The following is a 14697-nucleotide window of genomic DNA, read 5'->3' as shown; positions in this document are numbered from 1 at the left end:
TCATGCGCAGGAAACTGTTTTTTCTGCTGCTGGTGCTGATTGCCCCGCTCTCGGGGCAGGCCCAGGAGGCGCTCGTCATCATCGCCCATGGCAGCGTGCCGAAAACCGATCTGGCGACCGTGCAGCGCCTGTACACCGGGCGTATCTTGTCGATTGCCGAGCAGCCGGCGGTGCCGGTCAATTTGCCACCCGGCAACCCGTTGCGGCAGCAGTTCCTGGAAGCCTACCTGGAGCAGAACGAGGAGCAATACACCGGCTACTGGCTGGTGCGTCGCTATGTCGGCAAGGGAACGCCGCCGCGTGAAATGGCCAGCGTCGAGGAAATATTGCGCTTCGTCGGGAGTACGCCGGGGGCGGTTGCCTACGTGCCGCAATCCAAAGTGCCGAAGGGGGCGAACGTCGTTTTCAAGCGTTAATGGCCAAATGATTTGGCTAGTATTTTTTCTTCAGAGTGGTAAGCTGAACCCGTGCTGAGGTTAGCAGCAAGCCCAGCAAGAAGTGGCAGTACCCGCTGCGTTGCAGGAGATTCTATGGCAGTTGTCGATGGAAAAAATCTTGAGATTACCGTGTAGTACTCCGTAACGGCGAAAAGCCGAAAACCTTGGCCTAATGTGTCTTGGTGCAGTAACCGAAGCCCATGCCCGAAACGCATGGGCTTCACGTTTTGAGGATTCCTGATGCAGATTCAGCGCCACGGCACGACCGGCCGTTTTTCCGATAGCGTTGTCCATAACGGCACCGTTTACCTTGTCGAAGTCGCCGCCAATCTCGACGGCGATGCCGCCGCCCAGACCGCCAATTTGCTGGCCAGTGTCGAGCGCTTGCTGGCCCAGGCCGGCAGCGACAAATCCCGCTTGCTGATGGTGACCATCTACCTCAGCGACATGGCCGATTACGAGGCGATGAACGCGGTGTGGGATGCCTGGTTGCCACCCGGTTGCGCGCCGGCCCGCGCCTGTTTGCAGGCCCGGCTGGCCAAGCCGGAATATCGCGTCGAAATGGTGTTGACCGCCGCCCTCGCTTAATCCGCAGCGGCGCTTTCGGCGCTGCAGTCGCAGCCTTTGCCGGCGGCGATCCAGCGTTGCATCAGTTTGCCGGCCCGAGCTTCACCGGCGGCGGGCAGCCAGCCGAAATAATGAGCGGGCCGGAGCAGCAGGCCGCAGTGATAGCGGGCGTCGGCTGCCGACCATTCGAGGGCGGGGCAGGGGCCTTTTCTTTGCCAAAAACGCAAGCGGGCAGCCGGACAGGTTTCCAGCGCACAGCAGACGCCGCAGCCGTTGCAGGGCTGGCCGGCGGCCGGTTTCGGCGGGGCGCTGCGGTGGAGGTAGATGATCTGCTCGGGCATGGGCTGTAATGAACCATGTCAGCGCCAATAGATCAAACATCCAGTTCAACCCGAAGGAGATCCGTGATGAAGAAACTGCTGTCAGCCGTGATTGCTGCCGTCTTTGCCTTGGGCAGCCTGAGTGCCATCGCCTGTGGCGACAAGGCGAAAGACGAAAAACAGATGAGTACGCCTTCGAAGCCGAAGGTCTGAATTCGCTGCGTGCCGGGAAAAGGCAGCTGCGGCTGCCTTTTCTCCGTTTACGGCCGGGCCAGGAAGAGTTCGGGGTCGACCGGCGTGTTGTTGAGGATGACTGCCCAGTGCAGGTGCGGGCCGGTGACGCGGCCGGTGGCGCCGACGGCGCCAAGCAGTTCGCCTTTTTTCACCGTTTGACCCGGGCGGACGTCGATGCGCGAGAGGTGCATGTAGGCGCTGATCAGGCCCTGGCCGTGGTCGATGAAGACGGTGTTGCCATTGAAGAAATAGTCGCCGGTGTTGGCGACGATGCCATCGGCCGGCGCCCGGATCGGCGCACCGGTGCCGACGGCGACATCGAGTCCGGCATGCGGGTTGCGCGGCTGGCCGTTGAAGATGCGGCGCAGGCCGAAGCGTGAGGAGAGCGGGCCGCTCGCCGGCAGCAGAAAATCGGTGGCCGGGGCATGGCTGCTGAAGTGGCGCTTGACCGCTTCGGTGACTGCCTTTTCGCGCTCGATGCGGGCGAGGTCATCCGGGTTGGGCTCGACCTTGCGCTTGTCCTTGATGGTCAGGCGCTGTTCCGGGTAATTCTTGATGCCGATATTGACAGTCCTGATGCCGGCGGTCGACCCGCCGGAAACGGCAATTTCCATTTCGCCGGGCAGCGTGTCGAGCGGGATGCCGAGCAGCGCATACCAGCGGCCCTGCTCTTTGACTACGGCCAGCGGCTGTTCGCCCAGGCGGGCGCTGGGCGCCTGCTGGCTGGCCGGGCCGAGGTCGATGACGGCGATGCCGCCGGGCACCGGGGCGTGCCTGGGCAGGGCGACGGCAGTTCCCAAGTGGCCGAGGATGCCAAGGAAGAGCAGGACTCTATGCAGTTTCATCGGGCGAGGCGGCTGGCCCACCACAAACGCAGGCGCAGCGCGAGTTCCGAGGTGTAGCCGAGGGTGACGAAAGCGACCTCGCCGGCCGGGTTGATGACGATGAAGGCCGGTACGCCCGGCAGGCCGTACTGGCGATGGATGGCGGCCTTGGGGTCAGGCAGCGTCGGCCAGTTGTAGCCGGCTTCGGCCATGATCCTCGTCACTTGTTCGGCCGGCCCGGACTGGATAGCGATGCTGGTCACCGGCCAGTCTTCGGCAATGGCCGTGACATTGCCGGCGGTGGTCTGGCAGATGGCGCACCAGTCGGCCCAGAAATAGAGCAGTACAGCCCGCCCGGGATGTTGGGCGCGCCAGGCGACGAGGTCGAAAGGCGTGCCGTCAAGGCGTTGACCGGCGAACTGCGGCGCCGGGCCGTGCGGCGTGGCGCGCCCCTGCCAGAGCTGGACGGCGACATTGATGGCGATAGCGATGCCAAGCAGGAGCAGGCCTTCGACCAGCCAGCGGCGCCAGCGGGGCGGTTTGGGCGTCGCCGGAGGATTGGTGGCGTCGGGTTCCAACGGTGCTTACAGCTGTGCCGCCTTGAAGGTGTTGCACTGGGCCATGTCGCCGCTTTCGAACCCCTTCTTGAACCAGCGGACGCGCTGGGCGGAACTGCCGTGGGTGAAGCTTTCCGGCACGATGCGACCCTGCGCCTGCTGTTGCAGCCGGTCGTCGCCGATGGCTGAGGCGGCATTGAGGGCCGCTTCGAGGTCGCCGGGTTCGAGCACCTGCTTCATCGTGTCGGTGCGTTTGCCCCAGACGCCGGCCAGGCAGTCGGCCTGCAGTTCCATGCGGACGGAGAGGGCGTTGGCTTCGGCCTTGCCGACGCGTTGCTGCGTCGTATGCACTTTTTCGGCGATGCCAAGCAGGTTCTGGACGTGGTGGCCGACTTCGTGGGCGATGACGTAGGCTTGGGCAAATTCGCCGGGCGCATGGAAACGCTCCTTCAGCTCGCGGTAGAAGGCGAGGTCGATATAAACCTTGCGGTCGCCGGGGCAATAGAAGGGGCCCATCGCCGTCTGGCCGGTGCCGCAGGCGGTCGGCGTGGCGCCGGTGAACAGCACCAGTTTCGGCACTTCGTACTGGCGGCCATTCTGGCGGAAGGTGTCGGTCCATACATCTTCGGTCGAGGCCAGAACCTTGGAAACGAAACGGGCGCTTTCATCGTTGGCCGGCGGCTTGTGGGCGGCTGGCGCGCTGTGCTGGGCGAGCGGCGTCTGTTCGATGAAGCCGAGCAGGGTCAGCGGGTTGATGCCGGTGAAATAGCTGACGACCAGCGCCAGGATGATGCCGCCGATGCCGACCCCGCCGCGCCCGATGCCACCCCCGCCGCCGCGGCGGTCTTCGACGTTGTCGCTGTCCCGGTAGTCATCGATGCGCATGGCGGTACTCCTTAGCGATAGCGGTTGATCGCGTCGCGGGTTTCAAGTGCTGCCTGGCGGGCAGCCGCGGCGAAGTTCTCGTCCTGACCAGCATAGAGAATGGCACGCGAGGAGTTGATCATCAAGCCGGTACCGTCGGCGGTACGCCCGGCCCGTACGGTGGCCTCGATGTCGCCGCCCTGGGCGCCGATACCGGGGACGAGCAGCGGCATGTCGCCGACGATTTCGCGCACGCGGGCAATCTCGGCCGGGAAGGTGGCGCCGACCACCAGGCTGATCTGGCCGGTGCTGTTCCAGGTCCTGGCCGACAGGCCGGCGACGCGCTCGTAGAGCTTTTCGCCGCCGACATCGAGAAACTGCAGGTCGGAGCCGCCGGCGTTGGAGGTCCGGCAGAGCAGGATGACGCCTTTGTCCGGGTAGGCCAGGTAGGGATCGACCGAGTCGCGGCCCATGTAGGGGTTGACCGTGACGGCATCGGCCTGAAAGCGGCCGAAAGCTTCGACAGCGTACTGTTCGGCGGTGGAGCCGATGTCGCCGCGCTTGGCGTCGAGAATGACCGGGATGCCCGGGTGCTTTTCGTGAATGTGGGCGATCAGCGCTTCAAGCTGGTCTTCGGCACGGCGGGCAGCGAAGTAGGCGATCTGCGGCTTGAAGGAACAGACGAGATCGGCAGTCGCATCGACGATGGCGGCGCAGAACTCGAAGATGGCGTCGTCGCGGCCCTTGAGGTGGGCGGGGAACTTGGCCGGGTCGGGGTCGAGGCCGACGCAGAGCAGGGAGTTGTTTTTCTGCCAGGCGGCGGCGAGCATTTGCGTGAAGGTCATGCGGCGTCCTTTTTCAAATCAGACGGTAAATAGCGGGAAAACTTGTCCGGCAGCAGGCAGGTCTGCAGGCTGCGCTGGGTGAACAGGAAACGGCCGTCGCAGACGAAGCCGAGTTCCTGCCAGTCGACTTCCTTGTTCAGCATCATCGTGCATTCGATCAGTTCGCGGCGCTGCATGCGCTGGTTGCGGGTGAACAGGGCGAGGATGGCGCCGTCGAAACTGTTGCAGTCGTGCAGGAAGAACGGTTCGGGCTTGCGCGTCCGGCCATTGACGTAGATGCGCGGGTGCAGGTTGATCGGGAAGGCTCTGCCCCACTGCCACCAGTTGCTTTCGTCGAAAGTCCGGACCCGGCGGCCGAGCAGTTCGGCCTTGTGCTTGTCGAGATGCGGGTGCTTGATGCCGTAGAGCATGCGCCGCGTCGCTCCGGTTTCGACCGTTTTCGAGCAGACGAATTCCATGTTGCCCTTGGCGTGGGCGAAGATGTGGTCGGCCCCGGAGACGGCGCCGACCTTGACCGTGAACACGTCGGCAAAGCGGACGCCGTAGTCGTCGCGCAGGAACATCAGCTGTCCGTCGACCTCGGTGAAGCGCCGGCCATCGGCCATCTGGCGGTCCAGCCGGCCCTTTTCGAAGCGGAAGATGGCGCAGTTCGGCGTATGTTCGTCGAAAACGCGGGTATCGCCGGTTTCGTAGAAATGCGTGATGCTGCCCTGTTCGTGCAGCCAGGCATTCAGCTTCTTGGCGGCGGTCAGCTTGATGAATTCGCGCGGTACGATGAAGACCAGTTCGCCGCCCGGCTTCAGGTGGCGCACGCACTTCTCGATGAAGAACAGGAAGAGGTTGCTGCGCCCGTCGAAGAGGTCGGATTTCAGCTTTTTCCGGGTGTCCACCGCGACATCCTGAAAGCGGACGTAGGGCGGGTTGCCGACGATGCTGTCGAACTGCTCGCTGAGGGGGTAATCGAAGAAATCGCGGATTTCGGCGCCTTCCGGCGCGACGCAGCGGTCGATCTCGATGCCGACGCAGTCCACCTGGCGTTCGCGCAGGGTGCGGAAAAACGCGCCGTCACCGGCCGAGGGTTCCAGCACCCGGCCCCGGTTCTGGCAGAGGTCGAGCATGAAATCCACCACCTTGGGCGGCGTGAAGACTTGGCCGAGCTGTGCGACGTTGCGGGCCGACACGGAGTTAAAAGCCGCTGCCCGGCTGAGCGAGGTAAATCGTCTCTTCGGGGGTGGAAGGTCGGCCCAGTGCCGCGTTGCGGTGCGGGAAGCGCCCGAAGCGGGCGATCACGTCGTAATGGCGCTGCGCGTAGTCGAGGTAGCCTTCGCAGCCGGCGTGTTCGGCGGCCAGCGCGGTGAACAGCGCCAGCGAACGCTGCTGGTCGGCGAGCGCTTCGCTGTGCTCGAAAGGCAGGTAGATGAACAGCTTTTCGACGGCGCTCAGGCCCTTGTCCCAGCCCTGGTCGAGGGCTCGTTCGGCCAGTTGCCGGGCCTGCGCATCGCCGGCGAAAGCCTGGGCCTCGCCGCGAAAGAGGTTGCGCGGAAACTGGTCGAGCAGGATGAGCTGGGCGAGCAGGCTTTGCGGCGAGTTCGCCCAGTCGGCCAACTGGCCGGCCAGCGCGGCCTCGACCGTCGCCAGAAATTGGCGGCGGATCTCGGCGTCGAAGGCGGCATCCTTGCGAAACCAGGCGGTGCGCGGTTGGCCGTGACCGGCTTCGCCCGGCTGGCCGAACCAGAAAGCCAGGATGTCGGCCGCTGCAGCCAGAGCCATCAGGCGGCCTTGCCCCAGGAGTCCTTCAGCGTGACGGCACGGTTGAAGACCGGCTGGCCGTCCTTCGAATCGATCCGGTCGGCGATGAAATAGCCGTGGCGTTCAAACTGGAAGCGCTCTTCCGGCTTGGCATCCTTCAGGCAGGGTTCGAGCTGGGCGACGATGGTTTGCTTCGATTCCGGATTCAGGTCGTCGAGGAAATCGCGCTCCAGTTCCGGCGCATCGCCTTCGCGGCGGGCGCCAGGGGCGGGCACCTTGAACAAGCGTTCAAACAGGCGGATCTCTGCCTGGTAGGCGTGAGCGGCGGAGACCCAGTGCAGGTTGCCCTTGACCTTGACGCTGTCGGCGCCCGGCGTGCCGGATTTGGTTTCGGGCAAATAATTGCAGTGCACCGCGATAACCTTCCCGTCGGCGTCCTTGTCGCAGCCGGTGCATTCGACGACGTAGCCGTAGCGCAAGCGGGCCATGTTGCCCGGGAACAGGCGGCGGAAGCCCTTGCTCGGCACTTCCATGAAGTCCTCGCCCTCGATCCACAGTTCGCGGCTGAACGGAATCGAACGCTGGCCGAGTTCCGGGTGCAGCGGGTGGTTCGGTGCGAAGCATTCTTCAACCTGGCCTGCCGGGTAGTTGTCGATGATCAGCTTGACCGGATCGAGCACGGCGATGCGGCGTTGGTCGGACTCGTTCATCACTTCGCGCATGGCATCTTCGAACAGTACGTAGTCGATCAGCGAGTCGTTCTTGGTAACGCCAACGCGCTCCATGAACAGGCGGAAGCCGTCGGCCGAGTAGCCGCGACGGCGGGCGCCGACCAGGGTCGGCATACGCGGGTCGTCCCAGCCGTCGACGTGCTTCTCATCGACGAGCTGGATCAGCTTGCGTTTGCTCAAAACCACGTAGGTCAGGTTGAGGCGCGAGAACTCGATCTGCTGCGGCAGCGGGCGCTGCAGTAGGCCGGCTTCGGCCAGGCGTTCGAGCAGCCAGTCGTAGAACGGCCGCTGATCCTCGAATTCCAGGGTGCAGATCGAATGCGTGATGTTTTCCAGCGCATCTTCGATCGGGTGGGCGAAGGTGTACATCGGATACACGCAGTACTTGTCGCCGGTGTTGTGGTGCGTCGCGTGGCGGATGCGGTAGATGGCCGGGTCGCGCAGGTTGATGTTGGGGGCCGCCATGTCGATTTTGGCGCGCAGGATGTGTTGACCGTCGGCGAACTCGCCGGCCTGCATGCGCTTGAAGAGATCGATGTTCTCGGCGACGGAACGGTCACGGAAGGGCGAATTCTTGCCGGGCTGGGTCAGCGTGCCGCGGTTGGTGCGCATTTCGTCGGCCGACTGACTATCGACGTAGGCGTGGCCGGCGCTGATCAGCGCTTCGGCGCATTGCAGCATCCAGTCGAAGTAGTTGGAGGCGTAGTAGAGGTTGCTTTCGCCGTCCTTCTCCCAGGAACAGCCGAGCCACTTGACGGCATCGATGATCGAGTCGACGTATTCCTGGTCTTCCTTCTCCGGGTTGGTGTCGTCGAAGCGCAGGTGGCAGCGGCCGCCATACTGCTGGGCGAGACCGAAGTTGAGCAGGATGGACTTGGCGTGGCCGAAGTGCAGGTAGCCGTTCGGCTCGGGCGGGAAGCGGGTGCGCAGCTTGGCGGCGTCGAGCGGGGCGGCGGCGTGGTCGGCGGCGGTACCGGGCTGGCCGGCCCAGTGGCGCTGGGCATGCTTGCCGGCGGCGAGGTCGGCTTCGACGATGTTGCGGATGAAATTGGCGGCGGGGGCGACTTCAGGTTTGTTGGGGCTGCTCACGGTGAAACCTCTGATTTCAATCGCGCTATTTTAACCGGGGCCGGCCGGCAAACCGCTACAATTCCCCCATGACCGCCCTGCATAACCTCACCGCGCTCAATTTTCTCGCCATCGGCACCGGGGCCGCTCTCGGCGCCTGGTTGCGCTGGCTGCTCGGGCTGGCCCTGAACCCGCTGTTCATCGCCTTGCCGCTCGGTACGCTCGCCGCCAACGTCATCGGCGGTTACCTGATCGGCGTCGCCGTCGGTATCTTCCACCTCAATACGCATTTTCCGCTGGCTTTGAAGCTGTTCGCGATTACCGGCTTTCTCGGCGGCCTGACCACTTTCTCGACCTTTTCGGCCGAGGTCGTCGAGCGCCTGTTGGCCGGCCAGCCGGCTTTGGCGATCGGCCTCGCCTCCGTGCATCTGCTCGGCTCGCTGACGGCGACCTATCTCGGCCTGCTGGCGGTGGGCGCGACCCGCATCTGGTCCTGAGGCTGCAATCAAACTGCAATAAAAGCTTAAGAGAATGCCGTCTCCAATTTGATCATTGATGGAGATTGCCATGCGTTCCCTGATTCTTGCCGCCACCACTGCCCTGACCCTGACTGCCTGTGCCAGCCAGGCCCCGGCGCCGCAGGCTGCCGCTACCCCGGCCAAGCCGGCCCCGCAGTGCTACTCGGGCGACCATGGCAAGTTCTTCGATGTTGGCGCCAAGGCGGCGATTTCCGGCGTCGATGTCGTCTGCGAAAAGACCAGTGATGGCAAGGCCGCCCAATGGATGGGGGCCAAGGCCAAGCACTAGACTGTTGTTCGCCCGGCCATGCAGAGCCACCCGCGCGGTGGCTTTTTTCATGGCGGCGCTGTCAGGCTGCCTGGCGCAGCAATTTCAGGCAGGCGACCGAGGCGGCTAGGTCGAGCGCCGAAAAGTCATCGAAATTCTTCAGGCGCGGATTGGCGCCTTTTTCCAGCAGCAGCTTGACCAGATCGGGCTTGCTGTTCGACGCGACGTACATCAGGCAACTCGCCCCGTTGCCGTTTTGCCGATCAAGGTCGATGCCGGCGGCGATCAGGCGTTCGATCAACGCGTGGCTGCCGTTGTAGCAGGCCAGCCACAGCGCGTTGCAGCCGTCGGCGTTGGTGACGGCGATATCGACGCCGGCCGCCAGCAGTTCCTCGACGATATCTAGGCGGCCTTCCTTGGCGGCGCGCATCAGCGGCGTGAAGCGGCCGTCGGCTTGCGGGGCGGAGAGCTTGTCCGGCGCAAAGCCGTGGTCGGCGAGAAAGGCGGCGAGTTGCGGGCTCATGCTGAATCCTTTTGGCGTTGGGGGTAGGGGGGGCCGGTTTCGATGCGGGCGTCGGTGATCGGCGTGCCGACCGTGAAGTGATAAACGCTTTGCCAGCGGTTGCCGTTCAGGCCGAAAGCCTGGTGCACCGGGTCGTCGAAAAAGCAGCCGATGCCGGTGCCGCGGACGCCGGCCGCTTCCGCCTCCAGGTAGAGCACCTGGCCGACTAGCCCGGCTTCGCGCAGCAGGCTGCGGTAGCCGTAGCCGTCCGCGGTGGCGGCCGCAAAGTCGCCGAGCATGCCGAGCGAGAAGGCGCCGGTTGCCGCAATGTCCTGATGGCAGGACAGTGCGCGGGCCAGTCGTTGCAACTCCTGCAGGCCCAATGGGCAGAGCTGGACCAGGCCGAGGTGGGCCGGGCACTCAGCATCGAAGCTGGCGACCGGGCGGCGTTCGGCAAAGCGCTGGTCGACCTGGCCGAGCGCTTCCGCCAGTTCGGCGGCGGCCGCCGGGCTGCGCGGCAGCAGGTAGAGGCCGCTCGGCAGGCCATCGACGCGCAGCACGAAAAGCAGTAGGTGGATTTGCGGCGGGTTTTCCTGCGCTGTGAATGGCACCTGCGGCCGGGGCAATACGGCGTCGAGCATGCGGTAAAAGGCGGCTTTCGGCAGGCTGTACTTCGGGTCGAAGCGCTGGCCGCTGCGGCGCTGACGAATGAGGGCGGCGGCGCCGGCCGGGCTGCTGTGCGGGGCGAGTGGCGGCAGGGTGGGAAATTGCCATTTTTCGGATGTCGACCGCGCGACTCGGCTGGCCTGGGCGACCTGATCGATCGCCGGCCAGCGGTAGCCTGGCGCCGGGTCGATGCGGCTCGGCCGGCCGTGCCAAGTGGCGCCGGCCAGCCAGGCGGACAGCAGTTCGCCGGCCGGCGGCGAGGCGAGGCCGGGGGCGCGCAGGGCGAGCAGGATTTCCGGTTCCTCGTCTTCGGTAAAGGCGTAGCGGGAATCCGGGAAATCGTCGAGGCGGTCGAGGCCGAAGCAACGGGCCAGCGTCGCGTTCGGCACGGCGAGCACCTCGACTTCCCAGCCGAGCAGTGCGCCGGCATAGGCGAGGGCGCCGACGGCGTGGCCGACATCGAGCTGGCAGTAGCGGAAGGCGCGTTCGCCATATTTCCACGCTTCGCGCCACATGACGCTGGACAGGCCGATGGCCAGCCAGGCGGCGCCGGCATCGGCCGGGTGCAGGGCGCGCCCTTCGAGCACATGGTTTTCCGGATCGTAGTGATGGGTGCCGTCGGCCAGGCCGGGCAGATGGGCGGCCAGGACATAGGCTTCGACCGGGTGCAGGTTGCCGGACGACGGGTTGCAGCGCAGCGCCCAGCGGCTCGGTCCCCAGCTTTTCCAGGCCGAGATTCCGAAGGCCAGTTCGAGCACGGCGCCCAGGCTGTGCAGATCAGCGGCAGCCGGGTTTTCGGGTTTTTCCGGCAGTCGACCGTAGGGCCGCTCGAACTGGTCGGCACTGAGCGGCAGTTCAAGTAGCGGGGCGCCGGCGTAGTGGCGGAAGGGGGCCGGTTGGGCGTCCCAGTCGAGCTGGCCGGGGCCTTCGGCATAGGCTTCGAAGCGGTGCTTGGTGCGGGCGTGGTAGGCGCGGACGACGGCGGCGTCGGGCGGCGGGTTTTGTGGGGTATCCGACATCGAAGGGGGCTTTCTGCTGTTTGGGGGTGATTGAGCAAGGCGTGTGCCTGTTAGAAATCAGGGGCTTGCCGGGGTTGGCACCATCTCTGCAAGAAGGTTCAAACCCCAACCCCTTTCCGACAGAGGAGCAAGACGATGGAACAATCCACGCCTCCGATTACCCGTGAGGCCGCGCTGCGTGTGGCGCTGGCAGCGCGGGCCATGCCCAATGTGACCTTGCCGTCGCTGATCGACCTGCTGCGCCGCCAGTTGGGCGACGAGATCGACGAGGAAGCGCTGCGCAAGGTCACCGTCACCCAGTTGAAGACCGGCTTCGCCAGCGTCGATGGCGAAGAGGATGGCGAGGATATCGGCATCGGTCTCGAAGCGATGAAACTGGCCGTGCGCATCCTGTGGGGCGAAACCCAGGGCGACGACACGCTGCCCAAGATCCAGCCCTACAGCGATGGCGACATGCCGGGTTCGGTGCGCGTCGCCATCGCCTCCGACAAGGGCGATCTGCTGAGCGGCCATTTCGGCTCCTGCCTGCGCTTTCTCGTCTATCAGGTTTCGCCGGCAGCCATCCGGCTGGTCGATATCCGCGACACGATGGACGCCGAGTTCGCCGAGGACCGCAACCTGTGGCGGGCCAAACTGATCGGCGACTGCCATGTCTGCTATGTCGTGTCGATTGGCGGTCCGGCGGCGGCCAAGGTCATTCGGGCCGACATCTACCCGATCAAGCTGCCCGACGGCGGCCCGGCCGAGGCCGTGCTGGCCCAGTTCCAGAAAGCGATGGCCGAGTCGCCGCCGCCCTGGTTGCTGAAAATACTCGGCGTCGCCGCCGAAAAGCGGCTGAAAAACTACAGTGCCGCGGTTGACGCCGAATAAAGGGCAAAAACGCCCGGCCCGGCGCTAGGCGGCGCTGCGCCAGGGCGTGCCGGCAAAGCGTTCGACCAGGAAATCAACCATCGCCCGTACCTTGGGCGACAGGTGGCGGCCGCTCGGGTAGGTGGCGAAGAGCGGCACCGGCTCGACGTGGTGCCAGTCGGTCAGGATCGGCACCAGGTCGCCGCGCTGGATGGCGTCGCCGACGATGACATCGGTCAGCCGGGTGATGCCGACGCCAGCCATGGTCAGTTGCAGCACCGTCTCGGCATTGTTGGCGACGACATTGCCGTCGATATGCACGACGCGGATGCCGTCGTCGGTATCGAACGGCCAGCGGCGCAGTACCGGCAGGCTGGTGATCCACAGGCAGTTGTGCTGATGCAGGTCGTCCGGCGTGCGCGGCGTGCCGTACCTGGCCAGGTAGGACGGCGCGGCGCAGATAACGCGCTCCAGGTTGCAGATACGGCGGGCGACCATCGACGACTCGTCGAGCTGACCGATGCGGATGGCGAGATCGATGCCCTCTTCGACGGCGGCGGGCGGCTGGTCGTTGATGGTGATGTCGAGATGGACGCCGGGATGGCGTTCGAGAAAGTGCGGAATGGCCGGTGCCAGCTGGTGCATGCCGAAGGCCGAGCCGCAATGCAGGCGGAGCAGGCCCTGTGGGTGGCTGGCCGACTGCAGCACTTCGGCTTCGGCTTCGTCCATCTCGGCCAGGATGCGCCGGGCCCGCAGGTAAAAGGCCTCGCCTTCCGGCGTCAGGTGCAGGCGGCGCGTCGTCCGCTGCAGCAGCCGGGCGCCCAGCCGGTCTTCGAGCCGGGTGACCAGCTTGGAGAGGGCGGACGGGGTCAGGTCCAGCTCCCGCGCTGCAGCAGAAAAGCCGCCGGTATCGACGGAGCGGACGAAGGCGGTCATTTCGGCAGAGCGATCCATGGCTTGATTATGGACAAAAATTCACAAATGTTGTTCCTGGCGGCGTAATTGTTATTGGTTGCTCATGCAATTACAGTTCGATCCGTGCAATGTTGCACCGCAGCAGGAGTAAGCCATGACCCCCATCGACATCCCAACCATCGAACGCCAGGCTCGCGCCCTTCGCGCCCAGGAAATTCAGCGTTTGCAAGGCTTGTTCGCCGAGCGTCTGCGTCTGTACGCATTGCTGCTCGGCAACAGTGCGCTTTCCCTGTTGAGCCTGGTGGCGGCAACGTTGCGCCCGGCCTTTTCCTGGAATCCGCAGCAAGCATCCGGCAAGACCGGACCGGCCCTCGGCGTGCGCCTGAACCGTCTGGCCCGCCGCCTGTTTGCCTGGAATCCGCAGGCCCAGCGCCACTGCTGAGCGCCTGGCCAGCCGGGAAAACTTTCCGGGCTGGCAGTTTTAAGGCGGCCTACGCGGCCGCCTTTTCCATTTGCCCTGGCGCCAGGCCGACCGTGGTCAGTAGCGGCCCGTCAAAACCGTTCCACCAGATTGCTACCCAGGCAGCCCCTTCGTCGTCGATGCGCTCGACTTCGCAGGTCGAGCCGATCATGTCGTTGAACATGTCGAGATCGTCCTCGTCCATGTCCGGATCGGGGGATACGGCCAAAATGCGGACCCGGTCGCCCAGCTGGACTGCGTTGCCGTGGCGGTCGACGGTGGCGGGATGTGCGTTCATCAAAGACTCCGGTTGACTGTGCGGGCCGGCCGCTTTGTCGGATAGTCGACGTCAGCGGGGCCAGTTATCCGGTTTGTGCAACAGCCGTGCCAGCCTGCCGCTATTTCAGCGCCTGGGCAACCCGCTTGTCCAGGCCGCGCATGAAGGCTTCGACCGCCGCGGTGTAGTCCGACTCCTCGCCCAGTTTCTGGTTGATCTCGCCATGCGACAGATCCTGCGTCAGCACGGCGGCCCGGGTGCCCAACTGGCTGGCCTTGTCGACGAAGCGGCGGGCCTCCGGGCAGGCGTGCTGGCGCTGGCTGGAGCAGACGGCGAGCAGCGCGCTGCTCGGTCGGCTGAGTTGCTGGAAGGGTGAAACGGCGTGCCAGTAGGCCGGGTCCTTGCCGAAGGCGCGGTCGTAGAGCGGCAGATGCCGGCTGCCCATGATGGCCGGCACATCGAGCGCACCGCTGTCGAGCAGGATGCTGCCGAGCCAGGGCGAGGCCCCCTGTTCGGCCGCCAGCTCCGGCCGGGCGGCGAGCAGTGCGACCAGGTGGGCGCCGGCCGAATGGCCCATCAGGATGAATTTGCTGCGTTCGGCCCCCCAGCTCGCCGCCAGTTCCTGGGCCATGGCCAGCGCCCGGGCGACATCGCGAGCCTGGTCGAGCGGCCCGATTTTGGGCAATAAACGATAGTTGACCGCAATGAAGACGAAGCCCTTGGGTACCCAGCGTGCCAGCTTGTTCTCGACGACCCGGCGCATCTCCTTGTCGCCGAACTGCCAGCCGCCGCCATGCACCATCAGGATGACCGGCGCCCCCTTGGCCTGGGGCGGGGCATAGACGTCGAAGCGCTGTTCCTCGTCGTTGCCGTAGGCGACATTGCGCTTGAGCAGCGTTTCGGCGCCGGCCGTCCCGGCCAGCAGCGCGCTCAGCAGCAGGACGATGAACTTCAGGCGATTGTAGAGAAGAGGGCAGAGCATCGGCGGAAGGTAGGAAAAAGCCATTCGGAATAGAACGGAGGCATT

General features: G+C 65.1%; 20 protein-coding genes. 7 read left to right on the top strand and 13 right to left on the bottom strand.

The features are described from left to right. The first annotated feature begins 2 nt into the window (after positions 1–2). Positions 3–416 (top strand): hypothetical protein, encoded by a 414-nt coding sequence (locus AT959_RS10065; protein WP_066882843.1) that lies wholly within the window; start codon positions 3–5, stop codon positions 414–416. A 261-nt stretch (positions 417–677) separates the two neighbouring features. After that, positions 678–1025 carry a RidA family protein gene (locus AT959_RS10060; protein WP_066882842.1) on the top strand — a complete coding sequence of 116 codons (348 nt, stop codon included), beginning with the start codon at positions 678–680 and terminating at the stop codon, positions 1023–1025. Here the strand turns inward: AT959_RS10060 and AT959_RS10055 are convergent. Next, positions 1022–1345, bottom strand: coding sequence for a hypothetical protein (locus AT959_RS10055; protein ID WP_066882841.1), 324 nt, complete (start codon positions 1343–1345; stop codon positions 1022–1024). The two genes, AT959_RS10060 and AT959_RS10055, sit on opposite strands and share 4 nt — an antisense overlap. A 66-nt stretch (positions 1346–1411) precedes the next feature. Here AT959_RS10055 and AT959_RS21995 point away from each other — a divergent pair, with 66 nt between their 5' ends. Next, positions 1412–1537 carry a hypothetical protein gene (locus AT959_RS21995; protein WP_276203676.1) on the top strand — a complete coding sequence of 42 codons (126 nt, stop codon included), beginning with the start codon at positions 1412–1414 and terminating at the stop codon, positions 1535–1537. 47 nt (positions 1538–1584) lie between these two features. Here the strand turns inward: AT959_RS21995 and AT959_RS10050 are convergent, their stop codons facing one another. From AT959_RS10050 to AT959_RS10020, 7 genes are read right to left on the bottom strand one after another with little or no spacing between them, the layout of a single operon-like run. Further along, positions 1585–2403 carry a peptidoglycan DD-metalloendopeptidase family protein gene (locus tag AT959_RS10050; RefSeq protein WP_066882840.1) on the bottom strand — a complete coding sequence of 273 codons (819 nt, stop codon included), beginning with the start codon at positions 2401–2403 and terminating at the stop codon, positions 1585–1587. Then, a complete protein-coding gene (locus AT959_RS10045) occupies positions 2400–2960 on the bottom strand; it encodes a protein disulfide oxidoreductase (RefSeq protein WP_066882839.1) in 561 nt (186 codons plus the stop codon). The genes AT959_RS10050 and AT959_RS10045 overlap by 4 nt, the downstream gene beginning before the upstream one ends. Before the next feature lie 6 nt (positions 2961–2966). After that, positions 2967–3824: a KPN_02809 family neutral zinc metallopeptidase gene (gene ypfJ, locus AT959_RS10040; RefSeq protein WP_066882838.1), complete on the bottom strand. Its 858-nt coding sequence runs from the start codon at positions 3822–3824 to the stop codon at positions 2967–2969. A gap of 11 nt (positions 3825–3835) precedes the next feature. Beyond that, a complete protein-coding gene (gene pyrF, locus AT959_RS10035; RefSeq protein ID WP_066882837.1) occupies positions 3836–4648 on the bottom strand; it encodes an orotidine-5'-phosphate decarboxylase in 813 nt (270 codons plus the stop codon). After that, the gene (locus AT959_RS10030) at positions 4645–5829 is read right to left on the bottom strand and encodes an Eco57I restriction-modification methylase domain-containing protein (protein WP_066882836.1); all 1185 of its coding nucleotides are present in this window, start codon (positions 5827–5829) and stop codon (positions 4645–4647) included. Before AT959_RS10030 ends, pyrF begins: the two co-directional genes overlap by 4 nt. A gap of 4 nt (positions 5830–5833) precedes the next feature. Next, on the bottom strand, positions 5834–6418 hold the full coding sequence (locus tag AT959_RS10025; RefSeq protein WP_066882835.1) for a DUF924 family protein: 585 nt from the start codon (positions 6416–6418) through the stop codon (positions 5834–5836). After that, on the bottom strand, positions 6418–8217 hold the full coding sequence (locus AT959_RS10020) for a glutamine--tRNA ligase/YqeY domain fusion protein (RefSeq protein ID WP_066882834.1): 1800 nt from the start codon (positions 8215–8217) through the stop codon (positions 6418–6420). Before AT959_RS10020 ends, AT959_RS10025 begins: the two co-directional genes overlap by 1 nt. 68 nt (positions 8218–8285) lie before the next feature. Here AT959_RS10020 and crcB point away from each other — a divergent pair, with 68 nt between their 5' ends. Beyond that, complete coding sequence (gene crcB / locus AT959_RS10015) at positions 8286–8693, top strand: fluoride efflux transporter CrcB (protein WP_066882833.1); 408 nt, start codon at positions 8286–8288, stop codon at positions 8691–8693. Positions 8694–8763: 70 nt separating this feature from the next. Continuing rightward, positions 8764–9003 carry a hypothetical protein gene (locus tag AT959_RS10010; protein WP_066882832.1) on the top strand — a complete coding sequence of 80 codons (240 nt, stop codon included), beginning with the start codon at positions 8764–8766 and terminating at the stop codon, positions 9001–9003. 61 nt (positions 9004–9064) lie between these two features. On the opposite strand, the gene AT959_RS10005 is transcribed toward AT959_RS10010, so the two are convergent. Together AT959_RS10005 and AT959_RS10000 are read right to left on the bottom strand one after the other, a co-directional pair. After that, positions 9065–9505 (bottom strand): ankyrin repeat domain-containing protein, encoded by a 441-nt coding sequence (locus tag AT959_RS10005; protein ID WP_066882831.1) that lies wholly within the window; start codon positions 9503–9505, stop codon positions 9065–9067. Next, a complete protein-coding gene (locus AT959_RS10000; protein ID WP_066882830.1) occupies positions 9502–11169 on the bottom strand; it encodes a nitroreductase family protein in 1668 nt (555 codons plus the stop codon). Before AT959_RS10000 ends, AT959_RS10005 begins: the two co-directional genes overlap by 4 nt. Before the next feature lie 135 nt (positions 11170–11304). Here AT959_RS10000 and AT959_RS09995 point away from each other — a divergent pair, with 135 nt between their 5' ends. After that, positions 11305–12039 (top strand): dinitrogenase iron-molybdenum cofactor biosynthesis protein, encoded by a 735-nt coding sequence (locus AT959_RS09995; RefSeq protein WP_066882829.1) that lies wholly within the window; start codon positions 11305–11307, stop codon positions 12037–12039. 24 nt (positions 12040–12063) lie between these two features. On the opposite strand, the gene AT959_RS09990 is transcribed toward AT959_RS09995, so the two are convergent. Then, positions 12064–12972 (bottom strand): LysR family transcriptional regulator, encoded by a 909-nt coding sequence (locus tag AT959_RS09990; protein WP_066882828.1) that lies wholly within the window; start codon positions 12970–12972, stop codon positions 12064–12066. Between the two features lie 115 nt (positions 12973–13087). On the opposite strand from AT959_RS09990, the gene AT959_RS09985 reads away from it, so the two are divergent. Beyond that, on the top strand, positions 13088–13375 hold the full coding sequence (locus AT959_RS09985) for an RSP_7527 family protein (protein ID WP_066882827.1): 288 nt from the start codon (positions 13088–13090) through the stop codon (positions 13373–13375). Between the two features lie 49 nt (positions 13376–13424). Here AT959_RS09985 and AT959_RS09980 read toward each other — a convergent pair whose 3' ends face one another. Further along, positions 13425–13691 carry a hypothetical protein gene (locus AT959_RS09980; RefSeq protein WP_066882826.1) on the bottom strand — a complete coding sequence of 89 codons (267 nt, stop codon included), beginning with the start codon at positions 13689–13691 and terminating at the stop codon, positions 13425–13427. Positions 13692–13791: 100 nt separating this feature from the next. After that, the gene (locus tag AT959_RS09975; RefSeq protein ID WP_066883055.1) at positions 13792–14652 is read right to left on the bottom strand and encodes an alpha/beta hydrolase; all 861 of its coding nucleotides are present in this window, start codon (positions 14650–14652) and stop codon (positions 13792–13794) included. Positions 14653–14697: the final 45 nt, after the last annotated feature.

The organism is Dechloromonas denitrificans (assembly GCF_001551835.1).
Lineage (GTDB): Bacteria > Pseudomonadota > Gammaproteobacteria > Burkholderiales > Rhodocyclaceae > Azonexus > Azonexus denitrificans.
This window is presented reverse-complemented; position numbering and strand designations above follow the sequence as displayed.